The 22,491-nt window shown below is 71.7% G+C and carries 20 protein-coding genes and 1 pseudogene; 8 read left to right on the forward strand and 13 right to left on the reverse strand.

The genetic code is table 11. From position 1 onward, the window contains the following. From AOK24_RS01335 to AOK24_RS01350, 4 genes are all read right to left on the reverse strand, one after another. A partial coding sequence (locus tag AOK24_RS01335; RefSeq protein WP_055718177.1) for a type I polyketide synthase occupies positions 1 to 3,569 on the reverse strand: 3,569 nt, incomplete at its 3' end. Then, positions 3,566 to 4,618: a ketoacyl-ACP synthase III family protein gene (locus AOK24_RS01340; RefSeq protein WP_055718178.1), complete on the reverse strand. Its 1,053-nt coding sequence runs from the start codon at positions 4,616 to 4,618 to the stop codon at positions 3,566 to 3,568. The genes AOK24_RS01340 and AOK24_RS01335, both read right to left, overlap by 4 nt. 12 nt (positions 4,619 to 4,630) lie before the next feature. Beyond that, positions 4,631 to 6,064, reverse strand: coding sequence for a class I adenylate-forming enzyme family protein (locus tag AOK24_RS01345; protein WP_055718179.1), 1,434 nt, complete (start codon positions 6,062 to 6,064; stop codon positions 4,631 to 4,633). Further along, a complete protein-coding gene (locus AOK24_RS01350) occupies positions 6,061 to 7,377 on the reverse strand; it encodes an aspartate aminotransferase family protein (RefSeq protein ID WP_055718180.1) in 1,317 nt (438 codons plus the stop codon). Before AOK24_RS01350 ends, AOK24_RS01345 begins: the two co-directional genes overlap by 4 nt. 176 nt (positions 7,378 to 7,553) lie before the next feature. Here AOK24_RS01350 and AOK24_RS01355 point away from each other — a divergent pair, with 176 nt between their 5' ends. After that, the gene (locus AOK24_RS01355; protein ID WP_055718181.1) at positions 7,554 to 8,306 is read left to right on the forward strand and encodes an SDR family NAD(P)-dependent oxidoreductase; all 753 of its coding nucleotides are present in this window, start codon (positions 7,554 to 7,556) and stop codon (positions 8,304 to 8,306) included. 33 nt (positions 8,307 to 8,339) lie between these two features. Next, on the forward strand, positions 8,340 to 8,999 hold the full coding sequence (locus AOK24_RS01360) for a histidine phosphatase family protein (protein WP_055718182.1): 660 nt from the start codon (positions 8,340 to 8,342) through the stop codon (positions 8,997 to 8,999). A gap of 7 nt (positions 9,000 to 9,006) precedes the next feature. Here the strand turns inward: AOK24_RS01360 and rsgA are convergent, their stop codons facing one another. The 4 genes from rsgA to AOK24_RS01380 form a co-directional block, all read right to left on the reverse strand. Further along, positions 9,007 to 10,101 carry a ribosome small subunit-dependent GTPase A gene (gene rsgA, locus AOK24_RS01365; RefSeq protein WP_055718183.1) on the reverse strand — a complete coding sequence of 365 codons (1,095 nt, stop codon included), beginning with the start codon at positions 10,099 to 10,101 and terminating at the stop codon, positions 9,007 to 9,009. A 127-nt stretch (positions 10,102 to 10,228) separates the two neighbouring features. Beyond that, complete coding sequence (locus AOK24_RS01370; protein ID WP_055718184.1) at positions 10,229 to 10,834, reverse strand: dihydrofolate reductase family protein; 606 nt, start codon at positions 10,832 to 10,834, stop codon at positions 10,229 to 10,231. A 76-nt stretch (positions 10,835 to 10,910) separates the two neighbouring features. After that, positions 10,911 to 11,564, reverse strand: a complete 654-nt coding sequence (locus AOK24_RS01375) for a response regulator (RefSeq protein WP_055718185.1) — start codon at positions 11,562 to 11,564, stop codon at positions 10,911 to 10,913. Continuing rightward, positions 11,561 to 12,763, reverse strand: a complete 1,203-nt coding sequence (locus AOK24_RS01380) for a sensor histidine kinase (protein ID WP_055718186.1) — start codon at positions 12,761 to 12,763, stop codon at positions 11,561 to 11,563. The genes AOK24_RS01375 and AOK24_RS01380 overlap by 4 nt, the downstream gene beginning before the upstream one ends. A 353-nt stretch (positions 12,764 to 13,116) precedes the next feature. Here AOK24_RS01380 and AOK24_RS48270 point away from each other — a divergent pair, with 353 nt between their 5' ends. The 4 genes and pseudogenes from AOK24_RS48270 to AOK24_RS48275 all read left to right on the forward strand — a co-directional run bounded on the left by AOK24_RS48270 (position 13,117) and on the right by AOK24_RS48275 (position 16,108). Continuing rightward, positions 13,117 to 14,316, forward strand: a complete 1,200-nt coding sequence (locus tag AOK24_RS48270) for a hypothetical protein (protein ID WP_055718187.1) — start codon at positions 13,117 to 13,119, stop codon at positions 14,314 to 14,316. A gap of 229 nt (positions 14,317 to 14,545) precedes the next feature. After that, positions 14,546 to 15,106 (forward strand): transposase, encoded by a 561-nt coding sequence (locus AOK24_RS52600; RefSeq protein WP_133258156.1) that lies wholly within the window; start codon positions 14,546 to 14,548, stop codon positions 15,104 to 15,106. A gap of 92 nt (positions 15,107 to 15,198) precedes the next feature. Then, positions 15,199 to 15,465, forward strand: a pseudogene (locus AOK24_RS50130) (VOC family protein); the annotation flags it as partial. Positions 15,466 to 15,598: 133 nt separating this feature from the next. Then, entirely contained in the window at positions 15,599 to 16,108 is a 510-nt protein-coding gene (locus AOK24_RS48275) for a hypothetical protein (protein ID WP_055718188.1), read from the forward strand. 15 nt (positions 16,109 to 16,123) lie between these two features. On the opposite strand, the gene AOK24_RS01400 is transcribed toward AOK24_RS48275, so the two are convergent. Both AOK24_RS01400 and AOK24_RS52605 read right to left on the reverse strand, forming a co-directional pair. Further along, positions 16,124 to 16,660: a D-alanyl-D-alanine carboxypeptidase family protein gene (locus AOK24_RS01400; RefSeq protein ID WP_055718189.1), complete on the reverse strand. Its 537-nt coding sequence runs from the start codon at positions 16,658 to 16,660 to the stop codon at positions 16,124 to 16,126. Between the two features lie 91 nt (positions 16,661 to 16,751). Beyond that, the gene (locus AOK24_RS52605) at positions 16,752 to 16,931 is read right to left on the reverse strand and encodes a ubiquinol-cytochrome c reductase iron-sulfur subunit N-terminal domain-containing protein (protein WP_107103871.1); all 180 of its coding nucleotides are present in this window, start codon (positions 16,929 to 16,931) and stop codon (positions 16,752 to 16,754) included. Between the two features lie 591 nt (positions 16,932 to 17,522). Between AOK24_RS52605 and AOK24_RS01405 the strand changes: the two genes are divergently transcribed. Further along, positions 17,523 to 18,605 (forward strand): helix-turn-helix transcriptional regulator, encoded by a 1,083-nt coding sequence (locus AOK24_RS01405; RefSeq protein WP_055718190.1) that lies wholly within the window; start codon positions 17,523 to 17,525, stop codon positions 18,603 to 18,605. Between the two features lie 58 nt (positions 18,606 to 18,663). Then, positions 18,664 to 19,422 (forward strand): thioesterase II family protein, encoded by a 759-nt coding sequence (locus AOK24_RS01410; RefSeq protein ID WP_055718191.1) that lies wholly within the window; start codon positions 18,664 to 18,666, stop codon positions 19,420 to 19,422. 56 nt (positions 19,423 to 19,478) lie between these two features. Here the strand turns inward: AOK24_RS01410 and AOK24_RS01415 are convergent, their stop codons facing one another. The 3 genes from AOK24_RS01415 to AOK24_RS01425 all read right to left on the reverse strand — a co-directional run bounded on the left by AOK24_RS01415 (position 19,479) and on the right by AOK24_RS01425 (position 22,457). Next, a complete protein-coding gene (locus tag AOK24_RS01415) occupies positions 19,479 to 20,765 on the reverse strand; it encodes an MFS transporter (protein ID WP_055718192.1) in 1,287 nt (428 codons plus the stop codon). A 74-nt stretch (positions 20,766 to 20,839) separates the two neighbouring features. Further along, positions 20,840 to 22,054, reverse strand: a complete 1,215-nt coding sequence (locus tag AOK24_RS01420; RefSeq protein ID WP_055718193.1) for a cytochrome P450 — start codon at positions 22,052 to 22,054, stop codon at positions 20,840 to 20,842. 10 nt (positions 22,055 to 22,064) lie between these two features. Further along, positions 22,065 to 22,457: an aminotransferase-like domain-containing protein gene (locus tag AOK24_RS01425; RefSeq protein WP_055718194.1), complete on the reverse strand. Its 393-nt coding sequence runs from the start codon at positions 22,455 to 22,457 to the stop codon at positions 22,065 to 22,067. Positions 22,458 to 22,491 lie beyond the last annotated feature (34 nt).

Here is a 22,491-nt window from a genome sequence, read left to right on the forward strand (position 1 = left end):
GGGAGGGGCTGCCAGTCCGTCCGGAACAGCAGCTCCCCGGGCTGGGCGGGCCGCGCTTCGGTCTCGCCGCCCGCGTACCGGACCCCGGCCAGCACGGCCACGGTCCGCCCGCCGGCCGCCATGATCCGTACGTCCACCGAGCCCGCGCCGTCGACGTACGCATCGAGGCGGGCGCGGGGCGGGGGCTCGCCCGTGGTCCACACGCGGCCGACGCCGGCCACCACCCGCAGCACGGCGGGGCCGGGGAAGGCGACGGCCGCCATGGACAGCGCGGCGTCGAACAGCGGGGCCCAGGACGGCGGTTCGTCGGGCACGGCGATGTCCGCGCGCAGCCCCACGGGGAGCTGCTCCAGACGGTCCACGTGCCACAGGAAGGCCATGCTGGGCACGCCGACCGAGGCGAGGGCGGTGGTGATCCGGTCGGTGGGGAGCGCTGTCCCCGGGGCGGTCGCAGCGGGCCGCAGGGGTGGCGGCGCGGTGTCGCCGGAGACGGACGCCACCGCGTGGGTCAGCGCCGGCCCCCCGTCCGGTTCGCCGGGGCCGGGCTCCTGCGGGTCGGCGGGCCGCGACAGCAGGCGGATCACGCCGTCCTGCGCGATCACGTCGACGTCCTGGGCCGTGGACAGGGCCAACGGCACATCGAACGACACACCGGAGAGCCCGCCCGTCCCCCCGCTCTCCCCGGTCGCGGCCAGGAAGGTCTGGAGGACGACGGCCGCCGGGACGATCTCCGCGCCGTGGATGGTGTGGCTGCCCGGATACGGCCGGGACTCCAGGTCGACGCGGGTGCGCCACAGGTCCAGCGGCGTCGTCCCGGCCAGCGTGGCACGCGGCCCCAGCAGGGTACGGCTCGCCGGATCGTGCCGGCCCCGGTCGGCCCGGTGGACCGGCAGGTCGCGCCAGAACCGCTGGCGCCGCCAACTGCGCACCGGCAGCGACAGGGGCCGGGCACCCGGCGCGGCGGGCCAGTCGAGCGGGACGCCGTGGCAGTACAGCAGCCCCGCGTTCAGCAGCAGGTGCTCCCGCTCCCCGGCGTCACGGCGCAGGGACGCGGCGAGACAGTGCCGGTCGGCCCCGACCGCGTCCAGCGTCTCCTGCACGGAATGCCGGACCACCGGATGGGCCGACACCTCCAGGAACGTACGGAACCCGTCCTCGGCAGCCGCCGCCACGGCACCCGACAGCCGTACCGGGCTGCGCAGGTTCGCCGCCCAGTAGGCGCCGTCCCGGACGGCCGGGTCGCGCGGGTCGTCCAGCGCGGTGCTGTAGACGGGGATACGGGGGGCGTGCACGGCGAGGTCGGCCGCGGCTTCCGCGAGCTCCTTCATCAGGGGCTCCATCTGCGGGCTGTGGAAGGCCACGTCACTGTCGACGCGGCGCACCAGCAGCGACGGGTCCGCGGTCAGCTCCTGGGCGAGGGCCTCGATCTCCGCGACCGCGCCGGACACCACGGTCGTGCCGGGCGAGGCGAGGACCGCGGGCACCACGCCGTCGGTGCCGGCGAGCCGCGCCTCGGCCTCGTCGGCGGGCAGGCCGATCATCAGCATGCCGCCCGCGCCGGCCACCCGCCGCAGCAGCACACTGCGCCGGCACACCAGACGGGCGCCGTCCTCCAGCGACAGGACGCCCGCCGTCGCGGCGGCGGCGATCTCCCCCATGGAGTGGCCGACGACGGCCGCGGGCCGGACCCCGAGCGAGCGCCAGACGGCGACCAGGCCCATCTGCACCGCGTAGATCATCGTCTGGGCCACGTCCACGCGGGTGACGTCCCCGACCTCGATCAGCTCCCGGGCCGTCGTGCCGAACTCCTCGGCGAAGACCGGCCCGATCCGGTCGATCACCTCGGCGAACACGGCGTCCGTGGCCAGCAGTTCACGGCCCATGCCCGGCCACTGGGCGCCGGTCCCGGAGAAGACCCACACCACGTTCTCCAGGCCCTCGTCCGTCACCGTCGTCTCGGCGAGGCCGGGCCCCGGGTCACCGGCGGCGAAGCGGCGCAGCCCACCCGTCAGCTCCGCGCGGCCGGCGGCGACGACGGCGACCCGGCGCTCCAGGTGACTGCGCCGGGTTCCCAGATGCTCCGCGACAGAGGCGAGCGCGACGCCCGCGCCCGGCCCGTCCAGCCAGTCGGCGAGCCGGGTGGCATCCTCCCGGAGAGCCGCTTCGGACCGGCCGGAGAGCGGGAACAGGAGGGGCGGCGCCGGGACGGTGGACGGCTCCTGCGAGGCTGCCGGCGCACTCTCCAGCACCGCCGAGGCTTCCGGTGCCGGTGCCTCCTCCAGGACGACGTGCGCGATCGTGCCGCCGTAGCCGAAGCTGGAGACACCCGCCCGGCGGGGCCGCTCCCCACGGCGCCACGGGATGCGCTCCCGTGCCACCCGCAGCCGCGCCCGCTCCCAGGGAATGCGCGGGTTGGGGCTGGAGAAGTGCACGCTGGGCGGGATCTCCTCATGGACGAGCGCGAGGATCGTCTTGATCATCCCGGCGATCCCCGAACCGGCCTCCAGGTGCCCGATGTTGCCCTTCACCGAGCCGATGAGGCACGGGCTGTCCGCCGGCCGGTCCGCGCCGAAGACCGCGGCGAGCGCGCCGGCCTCCAGCGGGTCGCCCGCGACGGTTCCGGTGCCGTGGGCCTCGACGTAGTCGACGCTCTGCGGGGCGATGCCGCACTGCGCGTACGTCCTGCGCAGCAGGTCGGCCTGCGCCTCGCCGTTGGGCGCCATGATGCCGGCGGTCCGGCCGTCCTGGCTCACCCCGCTGCCCCGGATCACCGCCAGGACCCGGTCGCCCGCCCGCTCGGCGTCCGCGAGGCGCTTCAGGACGAGGACGCCCGCCCCCTCGCCCCGGCCGTAGCCGTCCGCCGAGGCGTCGAACGGCTTGCTGTGGCCGTCCGGCGAGGTGGCGCCCGCACGGGCCAGGGTGACCGAGAGGCCGGGCGCCACCATGAGGTTCACGCCCGCGGCCAGCGCCACGTCGGACTCCCCGGCGAGCAGGCTCCGGCACGCCAGGTGGACCCCGACCAGCGACGCGGAGCACGCGGTGTCCACCGCGAGGCTGGGGCCGCGCAGGTCGAGGCTGTGGGAGATCCGGTTGGCCGTCGCGCACAGGGCCGCGCCGATACCGGTCCAGGGCTCGATCCGGGCGAGGTCCTCCAGCAGCCGGCGCCCGTAGTCGTCCGAACCGACGCCCACGAAGACCCCGCAGTCGGTGCCGCCCAGACCCAGGGGCGGGATCCCCGCGTGCTCCAGCGCCTCCCAGGCCAGCTCCAGCAGCAGCCGCTGCTGAGGGTCCATCAGCTCGGCCTCGCGCGGCGCGATCCCGAAGAACTCCGCGTCGAAACCGGCGATGTCGGCGAGGAAGCCGCCCCGGGTCGGGGTCTCCCGTACGACGGCCGCGTGCCCCGGCCCGGTGTCCGCGTACGGGGCCCAGCGCTCCGCCCCGTCGCCGATGCCGTCCCGGCCCTGGACCAGGAGGTCCCAGAACGCGTCGGGGGAGTCGGCGTCACCGGGGAACCGGCAGCTCAGCCCGACGACCGCGACGCTCTCCCCGTCACCTTGCCCCCGCGTCACACGAGGCTCCCCTCGGCGCGCCAGGCGGGAGGTTCCAGGACCGTGACCACGGCCGCGGTGATCATGAGCCCGGGTCCTGCGCTCAGCAGCAGGAGGTGGTCACCGGCGTTCAGCTGTCCGTCCTCGACGAGGTGGTTGAGCTGGAGCCCGACGTCGGCGGCGCCCGCGTGGCCGAGGTCGCGGAAGAAGTCGACCGCGCCCAGCGACGCGTCCAGGCCCATCGGCCGCAGGTGGCTGTCGAGGAAGTCCGTGGTGCCCGCCCCGAGATGGAGCACCTTCGACAGGTCCGCGACGGTGATCCCCGCCTCGCCCGTCACCTGCTCGACCAGCTTGGCGCCGCTCGCGCCGTACTCCTGGCCGATCTCGGACGCCTTCGGGCCCAGTTCCTCGACCATCGCCTCCAGGTGCTCGTTCATGTCGAGCGCCCGGCCGGCGGTGACCGCCGGAGGGAAGATCGGCTCGTGCCCGCGGTTGAGGATCTCGTACTGCGGCAGCGACACCGACTCGACGGAGCGCAGCGCCGCCCACCCGGACTGCTTCGACAGGACGACCGCCGTGCCCGCGTCGGCGAGCACCGCGTCGCGGTGGGCGTACCACCGGTCCACCGAGGGGGCGCCGAAGTTGTCCGCGCTGCTCACCACGGCGCCGGAGCGGGACGGCGAGCACAGCAGGTACTGGGTGGCCATCTCCACGGCGGCGAGGAACGCGTTGCACCCCTGCTCCACCGTCAGCGCCGGGACGGGCGAGCCGAGGGTGGCGCGCAGGATGTAGTGCGGCGCCGACCAGCCGTCGGGGCCCTGGTGGTACGCGCAGGAGTGGACGAGGAGGTCGATGTCCTCAGGGCCGAGGCCCGAGCGGTCCACCGCCTGCCGGACGGCCGCCACCGCCATGTCCGGCGCGGAGACGCCGTCGGCCACGGCGATGTTGCGCCACCCGCAGGACTCCATCCGCTCCCGGTCGTACGCCCCGCGCCGCACCGCTTCCGCCACGCTCACCCTGGGCGGCACGAACGCCCCGGTCCCGGCCAGGAAGATGTTCTCTGTTCTCACTCTCACATGTCCTCACTGACCGGTCCGGGGCCTGATGACCTTCCCGGTCTCGGTGGTCGGCAGTTCCGCCCTGGAGGCGAAGGCGTGGGGGACCCAGGAGGGCGACAGCCGCTCCCGGCAGAAGCGCTCCAGCTTGTCCAGGTCGACCGTGTCCGGCGTCACCGTCGCGCTGATGCGCTGCCCGAGGACCGGATCGTCCACCCCGGCCACCAGGCAGGTGGCGACATCCGGGAACGCGAGCAGGACGGCTTCGATCTCCTCGGGGCTGACCTTGGCGCCCGCGACGTTGATGCTGGTGGACAGGCGCCCGGCCAGCACGAGGTCCGGTCCCTCCCAGCGGGCCAGGTCGCCGGTCGTGAACCCGTCCCGCAGCACGGCCGCGTCGACGCCATCGCCCTCGGCGTACCCGAGCATCATCGACGGCGACCTGACGGTCACCAGCCCCGTCACCGGGTCGCCCGCGCCGTCCCCCGGGACCGGGGACAGCTCGACGCGCACACCGGGCAGGACAGGGCCGGGCCCGCGGACGCCGGGCTGCCACCGGGCCGGGCGGCTCACACAGATCGGGCCGGTCTCCGTGGTGCCGTAGACCTGGCCGACATGTCCGCCGAGCCGGGTCGCGACCAGGTCGGCGGTGTGCGCGTCCAGCGCCATGCCGGCGGAGAGGAAACCGATCGCGGGCCCGTCGTGCGGGCGGGTGCGGGCGGCCTTCGCGAGCAGCCGCAGCATGGGGGGCACCCCGACGAACAACGTCACGTCCCCGGCGGCGAGTTCACGCAGCAGCAGGCGCGGCTTGTCCGGCACCGTACAGCGGACGGGCGCGCCCGCCAGGGGAGCCGCGACGGCGCACAGGCCGAAGCCGTACGCGTGCTGGAGGGGCACCGGGCACAGCAGCCGGCTGCCGGGCCCGAGACCCAGCGCCGTACGGTAGTGCTCGGCCTCGGCCAGCAGGGCGGCGGCCGAGCGCAGCGCGACCCGGGGGTAGCCGGTGGTACCCGACGTGATCTGGGCGGTGGCCGCGTCCGCGAAGGCGGGCCGGGGGGCACCCTCGCGGCCGACGGTCAAAGTCCGCTCCCCCCAGTGCGCGGCCGTGACCGGGAAGGACGGCGCGGCGGGCGGGGCGATGAGGAAGTCGAGCGGACAGCGTTCCTGGATCCGGTCGAGCTCCCACGGCGTCAGCCGGCGCGAGAGCGGCACCGCGACCGCGCCGGTGGAGATGACCGCGAACACGTCGGCGGCGAACTCGGCCGCAGGCCAGGCGACGGTTCCCACCAGCGTGCCCGGCCCGACACCGGCCCCGCGCAGCGCACGGGCCCGGACGTCGACGAGTTCGGCCAGCCGCGCCGCACCGACGCTCCCGGAGTCGTCGCCGATCAGCGGCGCGTCCCCGGCACGGGCGGCCCGGGCGTGCAGCAGGGAGAGGAGTTCCGCCCGCGCGCCGGTCATCCGAGATCGGTGAGCGCGAGCCGCAGCGCCCCCACCGCCTTGTCGATGACGTCCCCGGTGTGCGCGGTGCTCAGGAACCACGGCTCCAGCGCGTTCGGGTGGAAGTAGACGCCCTCCCGCTGGGCGAGGGCCTGGAAACGGCGGTGCCGGGAGAAGTCGACGGCCTCGGCGAGATCACGCAGGTTGTCGCCCCTCTCCAGCGGTTTCCTGAGCAGGGCCACCGACATCAGGGACCCGACCCGGCTGATGTGCACGGGCCGCTTCTCCACCGCGAACACCTCGCGCAGAGCCTCCTCCGCACCGGCGCCGATGGCCTCCAGCTCCTCGTACAGGCCGGGCAGCGCACGGATCTTGGCCAGTACGGTGACGACCGCACGCAGCGCCGCGTGGTTCCCGGCGTACACGCCCGCGTGGTGCGCCTCGTTCGTGGCGAGCATCCGCATCGCGGACCTCCGCCCGCCGAAGGCCGCGACCGGGAACCCCCCGCCCATCACCTTGGACAGGACCGTGATGTCGGGCTCGACGCCGTACAGCTCCTGCGCCCCGCCCCGGGCGACCCGGAAACCGGTGATCACCTCGTCGAAGACGAGCATCGCGCCGCTGCGCGCGGTCAGGTCGCGCAGCAACTGGAGGAAACCGGGTAACGGGGCGATCACCCCGGCGTTGACCAGGACCGGCTCCAGGACGACGGCCGCGATCCGGTCGCCGTCGCGCGCGAAGAGCTCCTCGACGGCCTCGGCGTCGTTCCACGGCAGCTGCGCGGTGTGCGCGAGGGCCTCCGGGATCATGCCGGGCGCGCCGGGCACGACGTCCGTCGGCCGGGTCCCCTGGATCTGGAGCGTGTTCTTGCCCGCGCGCAGGACGGTCTCGCTCCAGCCGTGGTAATGGCCCTCGAAGGTGACCACCAGGGAGCGGCCCGTCGTCGCGCGCGCCAGCCGCAGCGCGGACGTGACCGCCTCGGTGCCCGAGTTGGCGAACCTGACCTGCTCCACGCCCGGCACCAGCTCCGCCACCAGGGCGCCCGCCTCGGCGTCCAGGGCGTGCGGCAGCCCGGTCATATGGCCCTGGGTGAACTGGTCGGCGAGGGCCTCGGCCACATCGCGGTCGGCGTACCCGAAGAGATTCGGGCCGTAGCCCATGTTGAAGTCGACGATCTCGCCGTCCTCGACATCGCGGATCAGACAGCCTTCGGCACGCCGCACGACCAGGGGCACGGGGACGGCCGCCGCACGCATGCTGCTGCTGACACCGCCGGCGATGACCTCTTTGATGTCCTCCAGACAATCAGCGTTCGTCCGACGTTTGGCGTCCATGGCACCCACTGAAATCCTCCAGCTTCGTCGGCCTGATCCAGCATCACAGAATGCCGCAGGGATTTCGGGGCCGATAGCGGTCGTTCCCGGAATGGCCGGATCGCGGGGGTGATCGGCCTGTCTTGGGTGGCAGTATCGGACAAGCTGATCAACGGGCGTCGCGGAAGGGGAATGTGATGTCGTCTCGGGGCGTCGCCGTGGTCACGGGGGCGGGTTCGGGCCTCGGAGCCGCCATCGCCGTACGGCTCGCCGCCACCCACGACCTGGTGCTCACCCACCTGACCCGGGACCCCGGACTCGCCGACACCGCAGGCCAGGCGGCGGAGGCCGGCGCGGACGTCGTCGCCACCGTGGCCGGGGACCTCACGCGCGAAGAGACCGTGGACCGCCTCCGACAGGCCATGGACGCCTGCGGGCCACGGCTCGACGCCCTCGTCTGCAACGCCGGCGCGTACACGTACACCCCCTGGCAGGACACCACATGGGACGCCGTGCGCTCGGCCGTCGACGTCAATCTCCTGGCGCACATCGCCTGCGTCCGCGCCGCCACACCCCATCTGGTGGCGCGCGGATCCGGCCGGATCGTGGCCGTCTCCACGGTCCTCACCCGGATCGGACGCGTGGAACTCGCCCCGTACATCGCGGCGAAAGGGGGCTTGGAGGCATTCGTGCGTGCCGTGGCCCGCGAACTCGGCCCGCACGGTATTACCGTGAATTCCGTCAGACCGGGGCCGATCGAACTGAGTACCGAACAGCGGTCCCACCCGGATTACCCCTCATGGAGGCAGCGGGAATTCGACCGGCAATGCATCAAACGGCACGGACACCCTGACGACGTGGCCGAGGCCGTAGCGTTTCTCACTTCTCCCGGAGCCGGTTTCATCACGGGCCAGAGTCTGACCGTCGACGGCGGCTGGGATCTCCACTGACCTGCCCGCGCAGACCGATCCGAGGAACCCACCATGACGCGCACGGCGCACGAACACGACCACCCCTCCACCACCCGCGTCCTGCTGGTGCGGCACGCCCAGTCGCACGCCAGCGTGAAGAAGCTGATCGCCGGGGTCCGCAGCTGCCCCGGTCTCACCGAGCGCGGACGCGAACAGGCGGCCCGGCTCTCGGCCCGGCTGGCGGCCGAACCGGCGCGCCCCCACGCGCTGCTGACCAGCCCCGTGAGCAGAGCCCGCGAGACCGCCGAGATCCTGGCGGGCGGCCTGGAGCTCGCGGAACCGGTCGTCGAGACGCAGGCCAGGGAACTCGACTTCGGGGCGGCCGACGGCCTCTCCATCGACGAATACCAGCGCGTGCACGGGGCGTTCGACATGACCGCCCACCCCGACCGGCCCTTCGCCCCCGGCGGCGAGACCTGGAACCGGTTCCGCGGCAGAGCCGGCCGCGTCGTCGAGGGCCTGGTCTCCCGCCACCGGGGCCGAACCGTCCTCGTGGTGTGCCACGCCGGGTTCATCGTCGCGGTCATGTCCGCGCTGCTCGACGTCGTCCCGCCCGTGCTGTTCACCGATGCGACCCCCGCCGCGACCTCCATCAACGAGTTCGTCCACGACGGCTCGGGGTGGCGCCTGCTCCGGTTCGACGACGCGAGCCACCTCGAAACGGCCGCCTGACGACAGCTCACCCCTGCGGGCCGCGCTTGCGCTCCATCATGTGGCGGCCCAGGGCCTTCTTCCGCTTCCAGCTGCGCAGCAGCTCCGCGTTCAGGCGCGCGTCGCTCCGGGCGGCGATCCGCTCGTTCTCGCGCAGCAGCTTGTAGTAGTTCTCCAGCCGCCGCACGGACAACTCGCCCTCCTCGACCGCCGCGAGCACCGCGCACCCCGGCTCCTCACCGTGCGAGCAGTCCGGGAAACGGCAGTCCCGGGCGAGGGACTCCACGTCGGTGAAGGCCTGGGCGACACCGTGGTCGGCCTCCCACAGCCCCACCCCGCGCAGCCCCGGCGTGTCGATCAGGACACCGCCGCCCGGCAGCGGCAGCAGGTCGCGGGTCGTCGTCGTGTGCCGCCCCTTGCCGTCGCTGTCCCGCGTGGCGTCGACCCGCTGCGCACCTGTTCCCGTGAGCGCGTTGGCGAGAGTGGACTTGCCGGCACCGGAGCGGCCGAGGAGCACCGCGGTGCCGTCGATCAGGGCCGCGAGGGCGTCCATGCCCTGCCCCGTGTCCGCGCTGACGAACAGCACACGCGCCCCCGGTGCCGCCTGCTCCGTGTCCTCGACGAGATACGACAGCGTCACCGGGTCGGGAACCAGATCGGCCTTCGTGAGGACGACCACCGGCTGCCCGCCGCTCTCCCACGCCAGGGCGAGGAAACGCTCGACCCGCCCGAGGTCCAGCTCCTCGGCGAGCGAGACGGCGATGAGCACCTGATCGACGTTGGCGGCCAGGACCTGACCGTCGGACCGCTGCGAGGACACGGCACGGACGAACGCCGTACGCCGCGGCAGCAGCACCCGCACGACCCCCTGGTCCGCGTCGAGCGCCACCCAGTCCCCGGTGCAGGGGGCGAGCAGGGGATCGGCCGAGGCCACGGGCCCCACGCCCGCCCGGACCGTCGACACCCGCCCGTCCTCGGCGGCGGTGACGGTCTCGCAGCTCCCGCGGTCGACCCGCACCACACGGGCGGGCCTGAGCCCGTCGGCCTCGTACGGCGCGAACTCGGCGGCCCACGCGTCGTCCCAGCCGTACCGGCGGAGCGGGTGGGAGGTGGATGCGGTCAAGCCGGCCCCTCCAGAGGGGTGTGAGGCGGTGGAACCGGCGCAGGATGCGCGCACCGGCAGCCCGGACCCGCAAGTCTACGGCCCGCACGCCGGGCACCCGAAGGGCTGCCGTACGCGCGGGCCGGTGTCACGCGGGGGTGCCGAGTGGGGGGTGGTCGAGGACGCGGGGCTTGTACTCGACCAGTTGGATGCGGCCGTCGAAGGTGCGGTGGTCGGTCATGTCCAGGGCGACGTCCGGATAGCCGTCGTAGATGCGTTCCTCGCCCGTGGCCCCGGTGATCACCGGGAACATCACGACCCGGAAGCGGTCGACGAGGCCGGTGCGCAGCAGGGACCGGCACAGGCTGAGGCTGCCGATGGTGCTGAGGAGCCCGGGGCCGTCCGCCTTGAGGGCGCGGACCGTCTCGACGGCGTCGTCGCGGACGAGTGTGCAGTTGGGCCAGGTCAGGGGCTCTTCGAGGGAGGAGGAGAACACGACCTTGGACGCCTGTGTGAGCTCGTCGACGGACGCTTCTTCTTCGGGCCTGAACTCGTCCAGGCCACTGGGGAGTTCGCCGGCGGCGAAGCCCGACATCAGGCGGTAGGTGTTCGCGCCCATCAGGTAAGTGGCTTCCGGCTGCTCGCCGAGCCACGCGAGGTACTCCCGGCCCTCCAGGCCCCAGAACCCGGGCCAGCCCTCTCCCGACGCGTAGCCGTCGAGGGAGGTGATGAAGTCGACGAGAAGCTCCGACATGGCGGTGTCCTTTCCTGGCGGTGTCACGAGCTTGGACCGCCCGGGAGCCGCAAACTCATCGGCCACGCCGAAGAGGTCACCGGGACGGGTCGGCGACCAGCCCGGCCCGGCTGGCGACCAGCGCGGCCTGGACCCGGGTACGGACCTTCAGCTTCGTCAGCACGCTCTGGACGTGCGTCTTGACCGTGCTCTCCTCGATGTGCAACTTCCGGGCGATCTCCGTGTTGCTCAGGGCCTGCCCCAGGAGCGTGAGCACGTCCCGCTCCCGGGGAGTGAGGCCGTCGGGCAGCCGTACGGGACCGGAGTCGTCGCCCGCGACCCGGGTGATCAGCCTGCGGGTGGGACCCGGCGAGACGAAACCCTCGCCCCGGGCGACCGCGCGGATGCCCTCCAGGAGCGTGGCAGCCGGATCGTGCTTGAGGACGAAACCGGCGGCACCCGCGCGCAGGACGCCGAAGAGGTAGTCGTCGAGGTCGAACGTCGTCAGCGCGAGGACCGCCGGAGGCGAGGGGCGGTCCATGATCCGGCGGGTCGCCTCCACACCGTTCATGTGCGGCATCTGGATGTCCATGACGACGACGTCCGGGCGCAGCCGCCCGGCCAGCTCGACGGCGAGATGGCCGTCGGAGGCCTCGCCGATCACCTCCAGATCGGGTTCGACGTCGATCATGATGCGCATGCTGGTGCGGACCATGTCCTGGTCGTCGGCGAGGAGTATGGAGACGGTCATGTCGTCCTCTCTGGCAGGGGCAGTGTCGCCTCGACGGTCCAGCCGCCCTCCGGACGGGCACCCGCGGTGGCCCGCCCGCCGCACAGCGCCGCCCGTTCGCGCATCCCGATGATTCCATGGCCCGGCGAAGCCCCCGGCGCGGCCCGCGTGCCCCGGTCGTCGACCCGCAGGTACACGCCGTCCGGCCGGTAGCCGACCGTGACGGTCGCGTGCGGCGGACGGGCATGACGGCTCACGTTCGCGAGGGCCTCCTGGACGATGCGGTACGCCGTGAGGTCCAGCGCGCCGGGCAGCGGCGCCGGGGTCCCCTCGACGACGACCGTCACCTCGGCACCCGCCAGACGCGCGAAGCCGGCGAGTTCCCGGACGTTCGCCAGCGAGGGCGGCGCCGAAGGGTCCGCTGCACCCTCCTCACCGCGCAAGGTCCCCAGCATGCTGCGCAGCTCGCCGAGCGCGCTGTCGATCTCCCTGCCGATCTCGTCCAGGACCCTGCCCTCGGGTGTCGCGGGGGGCCTGCGGACATGGCCGGCCGCGGTGATCCGCATCGCCACCGCGCTCAGCCGGTTCGCGACGACGTCGTGCAACTCCCGCGCGAGGCGCAGCCGTTCGTCGTGCGCCGCGGTACGCGCGTCCAGTTCACGCAGGCGCTCGGCCTGCTCGGCCTGCGCCACGGCCAGCCGGATCCGGCCGCGTACGGCGTCGGCGGCGGCGCACAGGACGAGCGGGACGAACGTCGAGGTCACCGTGTTGTAGAGGAGCATCGCCGTCGGCACGTCGCTCCTGTCGACCATCTGGAGGTTCTGCAACCCCTCCAGAGCGATACAGCCACCGAGTACGGAGATGCCGGCGAGCCGCATCCGGCGGGTGCCCTCCGCGACCTGCCCGAACACCACCACCCACAGCGCGGCCTGCGCCATGGTCGGCAGCAGCACCGTACCGGGGAAGGAGACGACGGCCACCCACGAGACCAGGTACCCCAGCCCCGCGACCACGAGCGCGGTCACCGGGCGGACACGGCGCCACGCGAGGGAGATCCCCAGCGTGACTCCGGCGACGACGATGACGCTCAGCCAGCGCGTCGTGAACCCGAACCAGTGGAGGTCGCCGAGGTCGAGTCCCGCCGCCACGGTGATCAGCGCGGCGACCGTCGCGCGGTGAGGACGGGGAGCGTCCGACGGGGTGGTCGGTGTGCTGGGCATCGGGACTCCGGCCCTTTCTCCGCTTCCCCGTAAAAGGGAGAGGGAATTCCCGGCGGGCAGCATTCCCGTCAGGCTAGGCGGACAGGGGGTGCGCTCACCTCATCAGAAAGGAGGGAACCGGCCTCATCACTTTGGGGGAGACGACGGATAAGGCTTTACCGGTGACACTTGATTGCCACATGGGACACGCTGATAGGAGACGTTCTCGAAGGAATGTCGAAGAAATCTCGCGACTTGTTGAGTCAGGAGGTGTGTGACCGCGTACTTGTCCCCGAACGCAGGCGCCGCGTTTCGAGAATCCGCCGGTCGACCACCGGTGGATGCCACCCCCTGAACCAGAATGAGGCATGGGTATGTCCAGGGCTCTTCCGAAGTACCGCAAGCGCCGTATCACGATGATCGGCAGCGCAGCCGCCGTCGCGCTTTCCGGGGCGGTGATCGCCGGTACCGCCTTGGCCGGGCAGACGCCCGGATCGGGCGATGAATCCAGCTCCACGAAATTGGCCGCCGCGAACACGGTGAACTGTCCGGATGTCGCGGCGCAGTTCCAGGCTGTCCCCGCTGGGGCGAAGGCACAGGTGGATCGCGATCTGGCGCTTCTGGTGACGCAGGTTCAGGAGGCGAACAACCGTCTTGCGTCGTCGGTGGGGCAGGGTGGGGCGAACTTTGCGCAGAACGCGATTCTGAACCCGCTCAAGGACAAGCGCGTCGCCACCATCAACCGCATCGCCCAAGCCACCGGCACCGCGATCGGGCGGCAGCAGGTCGACACGCTTGCCACCTGCTCGCTCAACAACGCGGGGGGTAACAACGCGGGTGGGAACAACGCGGGTGGTAACAACGCGGGGAATGCGGGAGGCAACAACGCGGGGAACAACTGCAACAACGGCGGTGCGGCCCAGCAGGGGAACGGTGGTAACAACAACGCCGGTGGTGCTGCTCGGAACAACGGCGGCATGCAGCAGGGCAACAACGCCGGGAACGGCCACGGCAACAACGGTGGTGGCGCGCAGCAGGGCAATGGCAACAACGCCGGTGGTGCTGCTCAGAACAACGGCGGGATGCGGCAGGGCAACGGTGCCGGCGCGGCTCAGCAGGGGAACGGTGCCAACAACAACGCCGGTGCCGCTCAGAACAACGGCGGCATGCAGCAGGGCAACGCCGGGGCACACGGCAACAACTGTGGCAACAACGGCGGTGCCGCCGGCAACGGGAACAACAGGGGTGGCGCGGCGAACAACGGGGGCGGGAACGCCAACGCCGCGAACACGGTGAACTGTCCGGACGTCGCGGCCAGGCTTCGGGCCGTCCCCGCTGGGGCGAAGGCTGAGGTGGATCGGAACCTCGCGCTTCTGGTGACGCAGGTTCAGGAGGCGAACAACCGTCTGGCGTCGTCGGCGGGGCAGGGTGGGGCGAACTTCGTGCGGAACGCGATTCTGAACCCGCTCAAGGACAAGCGCGTCGCCACCATCAACCGCATTGTGAACGCGGTCGGCGGCACGGCCGGGCAGCGGCAGGTCAACTCCCTCGCGACCTGCACCCTGAACCGGTAAGCACATCAATCAGCACCGTGGCCGCTCGGGTCCGTCCCAGCCCGAGCGGCCACGGTGCTGTCCGGGGTCGAGGACCTCTCCGTCGGTCGAAGAGGTCCGTTCTCCCCAATTCGGAGGAGGCGCCGACCGTTTCCCTGGGCACTTCGGAGGATCTTCCATTCCACTGCGAGTTCCAGCCCCGCCCAGCTCGTAGCTTGATGCTTCGATCATGAACGGACCTGGATGAAACGTGCTCACCCCTGTGGAAAGACTCCAGCTCACCTCCATGGCGCCGGCCGACCGCCGACAGACCGGCTTCCCGCTCGCGGCACACCTCGGCACCGGACGTCCCGCGAACAGCTCTCCGTGGGACTGGATCGTGCCCGACCGACTGTGGGAGACGGCCCGTTCCCTGATCCCGGAACACAAGGGACGACCACAGGGCGGCGGAACGGCGAGCATCCCCGACGACGCCCTGTTCGCGGCCATCGTCTACGTGCTCGTCAGCGGCTGTGCCTGGAGGTCGCTGCCACCGTGCTTCGGCGTCTCGAAGTCCACGGCTCACCGGCGTTTCCTGCGCTGGTCCGGCGCCGGGCTGTGGAACCGCCTGCATGAAGACCTCCTGCGCCGACAGGACGCGAGCCTGATCGACGTCTCCCGCCGCATCCTCGACTCGGCCCACCTCCGGACCGAGACGGGCGCGAACACCCAGACCCGGGACCCGTGGAGCGCGGCGGAACGGATCCCGCGCTGCGGACCCTGCCGGGAACAGCCGGACTGCCCGTGGACGACGATGCCCCAGGCGGCCTGACTGACCACCACCTCGGAATCCGCAGGACATCCCTCCACCCGACAGGCGAGCACGGCTGCCACCAGGAATCCGGCGCAGCAGGGACCGGACCAGAACCGGCGGCCTCGCTCGAACTCGTCCACCAGCCCGGCGCGGGCCCGGTCGACGTGGGGAGCGGCCACCTCGCGGTCCAGGTGGAGTCACTCGCCACGACCCGGGAGACGCGCACCGGAACCGGTTTGAGTCCCGGACCCGGCGAGTGTCCGGGCGGCCCGCACGGCCCGAAGGCATCGTGACTCACCGACCCGGACGGCTACCGGATCGAGTTGGCGGAGTGGCCGTCCGGGCATGCCGAGGGCATCACGGCGGAAGGCTTCGCCCGAGCTGCCCCTCGGTGCGAGCCGCGCACCGTCCACGGGTCGGCCCCAGCACGAAGAGGGGTCGTCAGGAGCGCACAGCGGTGGAAAACTGACCCGTATGCGAAGGCGGATGGCACAAGGAGCGGCATCCGGGGTGGGCCTGCTGGTGCTGCTGGTCGTCGGCTGCTCGACGTCGGACTCACCGCCGCCGAATCCGCCGTCCTCTTCGGCGAGCCAGCCCGCTGTCACCGACGCGACGAACGCGGCCTGCCCCCACACCGCACCGGTTCCTTCCGCCTCCGTACCGGCCGCCGTGCGAGCCTTCGACAGGGAGGCCGAGTGGTACGGCGCCGGCGACCTGTGGGTGCGGGAACCCCGTGTCCCGGAAGCCATGGGCGCACAGGGATACGGCACGAAGTACGTGTCGATCACACTCGACGGCCAGGGGCAGGTGACCGATCGCAAGGGCGCCCCGCGGATCGACGCCGAACGACTGGACGGATCCGGCTCCGTGCGCGGCAGTACCGGTGGATTCGCCACCGACGCGGGTGGCCGGCACTGGTGGCCGACGGGCATCGACTTCGGTGGGCCCGGCTGCTGGCAGGTGACCGAGACCCTCGGCGCCACCGAAGTCCGATTCACCATGCACGTCACGCCACGGTGAGCAGCCGCCGTCGGCTCAACTCCCGGAGTACGCCTTCTCGTTGACGTGGTACATGTAGCCCCGCCAGTGCGCCTTGATGTAGGTGAACCGCGCCGGGTCGTAACTCCACAGCTGGTCCAGCGCGCCTTCGACCACGCTCTCGTCGGCGCGGACGTAGTCGAGTACGGCTTCGGAGACGGGTGCGTAGGACCAGTGCCACCGTTCCTCGCTGATCGCGGGGGAGGCGTGGGCCGACGGGGCGGCGTTCGCGCGCAGCCAGGCGTAATGGGCGGACAGGGGGCCGCCGTCCGCCCAGTTCTGCGGGGTGGTGTCGAAGAAGTCGGCGTCGCTGCCGAGGTGGTGGCGGGAGACGCCGGGGGCGGTCGAGGTGCGCAGGATCTCGATCTGCCGCTCGTCGGGGGTGAGCGCGGCCCAGACCTCGCGGTGGGAGTCCTTGTCCGGGTCCCACTGCGGGTCGGCGCCCAACTGGGCGGCGTACTGGGCGCGTATGGCGTCGACGATGATCCCGAAGGTCCCGGCGCCGCCCGAACCGGTGCGCAGGAAGTCGCCCATATCTGGCGCTGCACGGACGCGGCGCGCACCCACGAGACGACGACGGTGTCGCGCGGGACGCCGAGACCGGTCGCGGCGGAGTCGGAGCTCTTCAGCACGTGCGCGACGGCCCACTTGCGGCGGTCGATCTCGTACGGGGAGCGGTACGTCCGTACCGGTGTCTCGTCCGCGGCGAACGCCGGCTCCCGAGCCCGGCGAGTCCTACGGCACCCGCGCCGGCAGCGGCGAGGCCGAGGAAGCGGCGGCGGCCGGGGGTTTTTCCGTCGTGCATGAAGTTCTCCGCGTGTGGGGGGTGCGGGGCGGCCGTGTCGGCCGCCGTTGATGATCATTCGCCCCGAGCGGTGAGCTGCGTAAGGCACCTGATGCCAAAGGATGTTCAAAGTTTCAAGGGCGGGAAGAGTGGGGAGTACGCGGCTCCCGGCATGTCAAGCCGGGTGCGCTTCTGCGCGCTGTGATGTGGATCATGGGCGTTCGGTGGGCGGGCATGCTAGAAACTTCAAGAGTTCCAGGTTTTTCTGCCACAACTCCGTTACCCCCCACCTGTTTGAACGGAGATTTCGCGTGCGTTCTTTTCTCCTGCCGGAGATATCATCCCGCTTATGTCGACCGGCTTCGGCCTTCGCCTGTTTCTCTAACTCTTCAAAAGCCAGGACGAGTCGGCATGCCTTTCCCCCCTTCGAGTAATCTCGAGTCTGCTGCTTTCCGATGCCTTTCCGGCGGTTCGGCCAGCAGTGGTTGCGACTTGTATCAACGGATTCAGCAAGCCGCCTTCGAATGGCGGGAAGGGCGGCCCGAGCGCGGCTTCGACGCGCTGTCCAATCCCCTGCGGAAAGCGTCGAAAGATCCAGTGTGCGACTGTGAGGTGAACTTCAAGATATTCCTCGCCAGCGGATTCGCGCACGTTCGGGAACTGGACCGGGCGCGGGAAATTCTGTACCGCCAGGACCTGCCCGACCCGCACGGCAGGGAGAGCGACCTGGTGAAATTCATGGCGGCCCGCTCCCTGCTCGCCTACGCGAGCGGGGAGACGGAAGTCTCGGCCGTGCTGAGCAGAAGCCTGCTGGAACGCGTCAAACGCCCCTGCCCCGCCTGGGCGGTGGCGCATTTCCTGCTGACTCTGATCAGTCTGCGCAGCGGTGACCTGAAGGCCACCTCGTCGTACGTCAAGGAACTCACCGACGACGCGCTCATGGGGCGCGCCTCCGGCTGGGGGGGCCACACCGCCTGGGCGACCGCGCGCGTACGGGAAGCCACCTACGGCGCCGAGGCCGCCGCACCGCTCGTCGCGGAACTCGTCGACTTCGGCCAGGTCAGCCGGAGCGTGCTCGTCTCCCAGCCCGAAGCCGCGGCCTGGCTGGTGCGGCTGGCGCTGAGGACCGACCAGAAGGCCCTGGCCCGCCAGGGCGCGGAGGCGGCGCAGCGGCTCGCCGCCGCCAACCCGCGGACCCGTTCGCTGTGCGCGGCGGCCTCGCACGCGAAGGGGCTGGAGTCCCGGAATCCGGACGACCTGTGGCGCGCCGTCGAAACGCACAAGGACTCCTGGGCGCGGGCGTCCGCCCTGGAGGACATCGCGGTGCTGCTGCACCAACAGCGGCAGACCGTGGACGACATCGCCCCGGTGCTGGAACGGAGCGGCGACACCTACCTCGCGGTCGGCGCCTTCCGCGACGTCCAGCGCGTCAAGAACCGGCTGTGGAACCTCGGGGTGCGCAGCCGCGCCACGCGCTGGCCCACTCTCCCCAGCAGCGAGGTGAAGAACCTGACCAGGTCCGAGACCGCGGTCGCCGAACTGGTGGCCCAAGGGCTCACCAACACCCAGGTCGCCTCCCAGCTCTCCCTCTCCCGCCACACCGTGGCCTTCCATCTGCGGAAGGTGTTTCTCAAGATCGGCGTCACTTCGCGCATAGAACTCGTCCGGGTCTGGGACGAAGCCAGCGCCCGCTGAGGAAAACCCGGAAACCCCGGAAGACCCGGGAAACGTCGACAAGAAGGAGATGAACGGGATGTCGGCTGTCGAGCCGGAGCACAATGCGTGGATACGCCGGTTCCATCAGGCACCGGAAGCACGGACACGGGTCCTCTGTCTTCCCCACGCGGGCGGATCGGCCAGTTCGTTCTACTCGCTGTCCGCCGCCCTGTCGCCCGCGGTGGAGGTCTGCGCCGTGCAGTACCCGGGGCGCGGGGAGCGGATCAACGAGGACCCGGTGAACAGTCTGGAGGCGTTGGCCGATCACGTCGTCGATGCCCTCGCCCCGCTGCCGGGCCGGCGCCTGGTGCTGTTCGGGCACAGCATGGGAGCGGCGGTCGCCTTCGAGGTCGCCCGGCGCCTCGAAGCCCGGGGCGATACGCCCGCGGCCCTCTTCGTCTCCTCGCGGCGCGCCCCGTCACGCCCGCGTGCCGAGCGGTTCCACCTCCTGAGCGACATCGAACTGCTCAAGGAAGTCAGGAGACTGAACGGGACGGATTCCGGGGTTCTCGCCGACGACAGTGTGCTGAGCCTTTTCCTCCCGGCGATCCGCAGCGACTTCACCGCCAGCGAGACGTATTCCTGCCGGCCGGATTCCGCGCTCACCTGCCCCGTTTCCGCTTTCTTCGGCGACCAGGACAGAGACCTGACCTACGACGACCTGGAGGCGTGGCAGGACCACACGACCGGTGATTTCGACCTGACGGTCTTCCCCGGCGGGCACTTCTACCTCGGCGATCAGGTGGCGGCGGTCGCCCAGGCCGTCCTGACGAGGATTCAGCCCGACGGCCGCTGACCCCGACGGCCGCTGACACCGACGGCGCCGGTCACGGCGGCACACGGCTCCGCTCCTCACGGGCCTGCCCGCTCGGGCACCCGGGGCGCGGAGCCGGCGTCCGCCGGGGCCGGGAGGGCGGCGACCGCCCGGACGGGGGACAGGAGCAGGGAGCAGCCGGCGAGGATGATTCCGGCGGCGCCCAGGACGAGGACCGGCAGCGTGCCGAGCCACGTGCCGAGCGCCCCGCCGAGGAAGGCCCCGGCGGGTGCCACCCCCATGACCACCATGCGGATCGAGGCGTTCATCCGGCCCTGAAGCCGATCGGGAGTCAGAGCGGCACGCAGACTGCGCTGGTTGACGTTGTAGACGATCACGATCACAGAGTTGACGAAGTACACGGCGACGATCATGAAGGGGGCGGCCCGCGCGGGCGCGAGAGCCGTCGCCGGGATCAGCAGCGCGGCCGGACCCGCCAGAAGCAGCGAGCCGACGACCGTACGGCCCGGCCCCAGACGGCGGCTGACCCGGCCGGCGACGAGCGCACCGGCCAGCGCCCCGGCGCCCGACGCGGAGAACACGAGGCCGATGGAGAGAGCCGGCAGGTCCAGGGTCCGGGTGAGGAAGAGCAGCAGGACCGGCTCGATGACGAAGGTGAAGAAGTTGAAGACCGTGGTGGCCAGGACGATCCTGCGGATCACGGGATGCCCGAAGGCCGCCCGGACGCCCTCGCGGACCTCCTGGAGCACCCCCGGCCGCTCGTCGGGGACCCGCCGCTTCGGCTCCCGGTGCCGGATCCGGACGGTGAACGCGGCGGACAGCAGGTACGCCGCCGAGTTGAACAGCAGCGTCAGCGGCGCCGAGACGAGCTGGAGCACCACCCCGCCCAGCGCGTTGCCGCCGATGCCGGAGGCGGAACTGCTCAGCTCCAGCTTGCTGTTGCCCTCGATCAGCTGATCGCGCCCGACCAGCGAGGGCAGGTACGCGGTGCTGCCGATGTCCGAGACGACGGTGCACGACCCGATGCACAGGGCCACGACGAGGAGCAGGGGCACCGACAGCACATCGAGGAACCAGGCCACCGGAACGGCCAGGAGCAGACCGGCGCGGACGAGGTCGCTCAGGACCAGCAGGGGCAGCTTGGGCCGGCGGTCCAGCCAGACACCGGCGGCCAGGCTGATCACCAGGTAGGGCAGGTACTCCATCGCCACGAGCGAGCCCATCTCCAGCGGAGTGGCGTGCAGCGTGCGGCTCGCGATGAGAGGGACGGCGATCGCGGTGATCCGGGCTCCGAAGAGCGACGCCGTCAGCCCGAACCAGAGGTTGCGGAAGTCCGCGTCCCGCCACAGCCCGCCCCGGCGCATCACCTCACCTCGTCCCTGCGCCGATCGCGCGTCCGCAGCGCCCTGTCGCTTCCCAGGGCGCTTCCCAGGGACGCTCACTCCGGGACAGGGATCGACGCGCGCGGCTCCAACCGGACCGGCAGCGTACGGAATCCGTTGACGACGATGGAGTCCAGGCGTTCGGCCTCCTCGTACGGGACGAGCCGGCGCACCTGGCCGGTCAGCTCCCGCAGCACGGCGCGGATCTCCAGCTTGGCGAGCTGGACGCCGATGCAGTGGTGGGGCCCGCTGCCGAGCGAGAGGTGCCGGTTGGGCGTCCTGGTCAGGTCGAACCGGTCCGGGTCGGGGAACTCCTCCGCATCCCGGTTGGCCGAGGGCAGCCACAGCACCACACGGTCACCGCGCCGGATCCGCTGCCCGCCGATCTCCGCGTCCCGGCGGGCGGTGCGCACGAGGTGCGTGGCACTGGCCGTCCAGCGCAGGATCTCGTCCACGGCGGTCGGGATCACCCGGTCGAAGTCGTCGCGGAGCAGGTCCCACTGATCCGGGTGGCCGATCAGCGAGTGGACACCGCCGGACAGCGCGATCCGGACGTTCTCGGTCCCGCCGACCAGCAGGTTGTCGCAGTTCAGCACCACCTCCTCCAGCGGGAGGAGCCGGCCCTCGAACTCGATCCCGGCGAGCACGCTCACCAGGTCGTCGCCCGGCCGTTCGCGCCGCTTGAGCGCGAGGGAACTGAAATATTCGAGGATCTCCAGATGCGCGATGCTGCGCTCGACCGCGCTCGTCGCGCAGAACGCGTCCATCGACCAGCCGGTCACCGCCGCCCGGTCGCCGGCCGGGATGTCGAAGAACGTCCACACCACGTCCAGCGGAAGCCGCGCCGCGACCTCGGTGACGAAGTCGACCCGGGACGCCGACACCGCCTCGGACACGATGGTGCGCGCGGCCGTCTCCATCGACTCGGTCAGCAGCCGGAGATTGCGCGGCGCGAACCACCCGGCGACCGCCGACCGCAGCGTGGCGTGCCGCGCGTCGTCGGACAGCGCGAGGGTCTTGTCACTGCCCGGGTCGTCGCCCTGCGCCACCGGCCGCAGCAGGATCCCGGACGACGAGGTGAAGGTGTCCGCGTCCCGGAGGACCGCCTTGATGTCGGCGTACCGCGTCAGCGACCAGACCGGGCCGAACTCCCCGGCGTCGTGGTGGAGCACCGGGGCGTTCTCCCGCATCCACCGCCAGACCTCGAAGGGGTTCCCGGCCCGGTAGGTCGCCCCGTCCACGAGCGAGCTGATCTCGTATTCCATGTCCATGCGATGGCCCTCATTTTCGCGAAGCGGCGGGAACGGCGCGGTACGACGTGATGAAGCGCGCCAGACGGGCGATCCCCTCGACGATGTCCGGAGGCGAGAGGTAACTCACCGAGAGCCGCAGCGCGTTCTCCCCGCCGCCGTCCGGATAGAAGTAGGACATGGGCGTCCAGATGACCCCGAACTCCTCGGCGGAGCGGGCCAGGGCCGCTTCGTCGGCGGTGAAGGGCACCGTGACGGTGAGGAAGAAACCGCCCGTGGGCCTGTTCCAGCCGACGCCGAGCGCGGTCCGCTCCGGCGCGGGGAAGGCCGCGTCGAGCTGCTCCAGCACGGTCCGCATCGCCTCGCCGTAATGGGCCGCCTCCTCCACGCCGTGCTCCGTGGCACGGCCGTCGGCGGAGGGCATGCATGCTCCGCGCCGACGGCCGTGCCACGGAGCA

It is taken from the genome of Streptomyces niveiscabiei, from assembly GCF_001419795.1.
GTDB classification, from domain to species: domain Bacteria; phylum Actinomycetota; class Actinomycetes; order Streptomycetales; family Streptomycetaceae; genus Streptomyces; species Streptomyces niveiscabiei.

Coding starts and splice junctions, on each gene's coding strand:
- AOK24_RS01410 (WP_055718191.1), top strand. CDS start 18,664: ATGTCGGCTGTCGAGCCGGAGCACAATGCGTGGATACGCCGGTTCCAT.
- AOK24_RS01375 (WP_055718185.1), bottom strand. CDS start 11,564: ATGACCGTCTCCATACTCCTCGCCGACGACCAGGACATGGTCCGCACC.
- AOK24_RS01370 (WP_055718184.1), bottom strand. CDS start 10,834: ATGTCGGAGCTTCTCGTCGACTTCATCACCTCCCTCGACGGCTACGCG.
- AOK24_RS01355 (WP_055718181.1), top strand. CDS start 7,554: ATGTCGTCTCGGGGCGTCGCCGTGGTCACGGGGGCGGGTTCGGGCCTC.
- AOK24_RS52605 (WP_107103871.1), bottom strand. CDS start 16,931: ATGCACGACGGAAAAACCCCCGGCCGCCGCCGCTTCCTCGGCCTCGCC.
- AOK24_RS01360 (WP_055718182.1), top strand. CDS start 8,340: ATGACGCGCACGGCGCACGAACACGACCACCCCTCCACCACCCGCGTC.
- AOK24_RS01350 (WP_055718180.1), bottom strand. CDS start 7,377: ATGGACGCCAAACGTCGGACGAACGCTGATTGTCTGGAGGACATCAAA.
- AOK24_RS48270 (WP_055718187.1), top strand. CDS start 13,117: ATGTCCAGGGCTCTTCCGAAGTACCGCAAGCGCCGTATCACGATGATC.
- AOK24_RS01425 (WP_055718194.1), bottom strand. CDS start 22,457: ATGCCCTCCGCCGACGGCCGTGCCACGGAGCACGGCGTGGAGGAGGCG.
- AOK24_RS01400 (WP_055718189.1), bottom strand. CDS start 16,660: ATGGGCGACTTCCTGCGCACCGGTTCGGGCGGCGCCGGGACCTTCGGG.
- AOK24_RS01380 (WP_055718186.1), bottom strand. CDS start 12,763: ATGCCCAGCACACCGACCACCCCGTCGGACGCTCCCCGTCCTCACCGC.
- AOK24_RS01420 (WP_055718193.1), bottom strand. CDS start 22,054: ATGGACATGGAATACGAGATCAGCTCGCTCGTGGACGGGGCGACCTAC.
- AOK24_RS01415 (WP_055718192.1), bottom strand. CDS start 20,765: ATGCGCCGGGGCGGGCTGTGGCGGGACGCGGACTTCCGCAACCTCTGG.
- AOK24_RS01345 (WP_055718179.1), bottom strand. CDS start 6,064: ATGACCGGCGCGCGGGCGGAACTCCTCTCCCTGCTGCACGCCCGGGCC.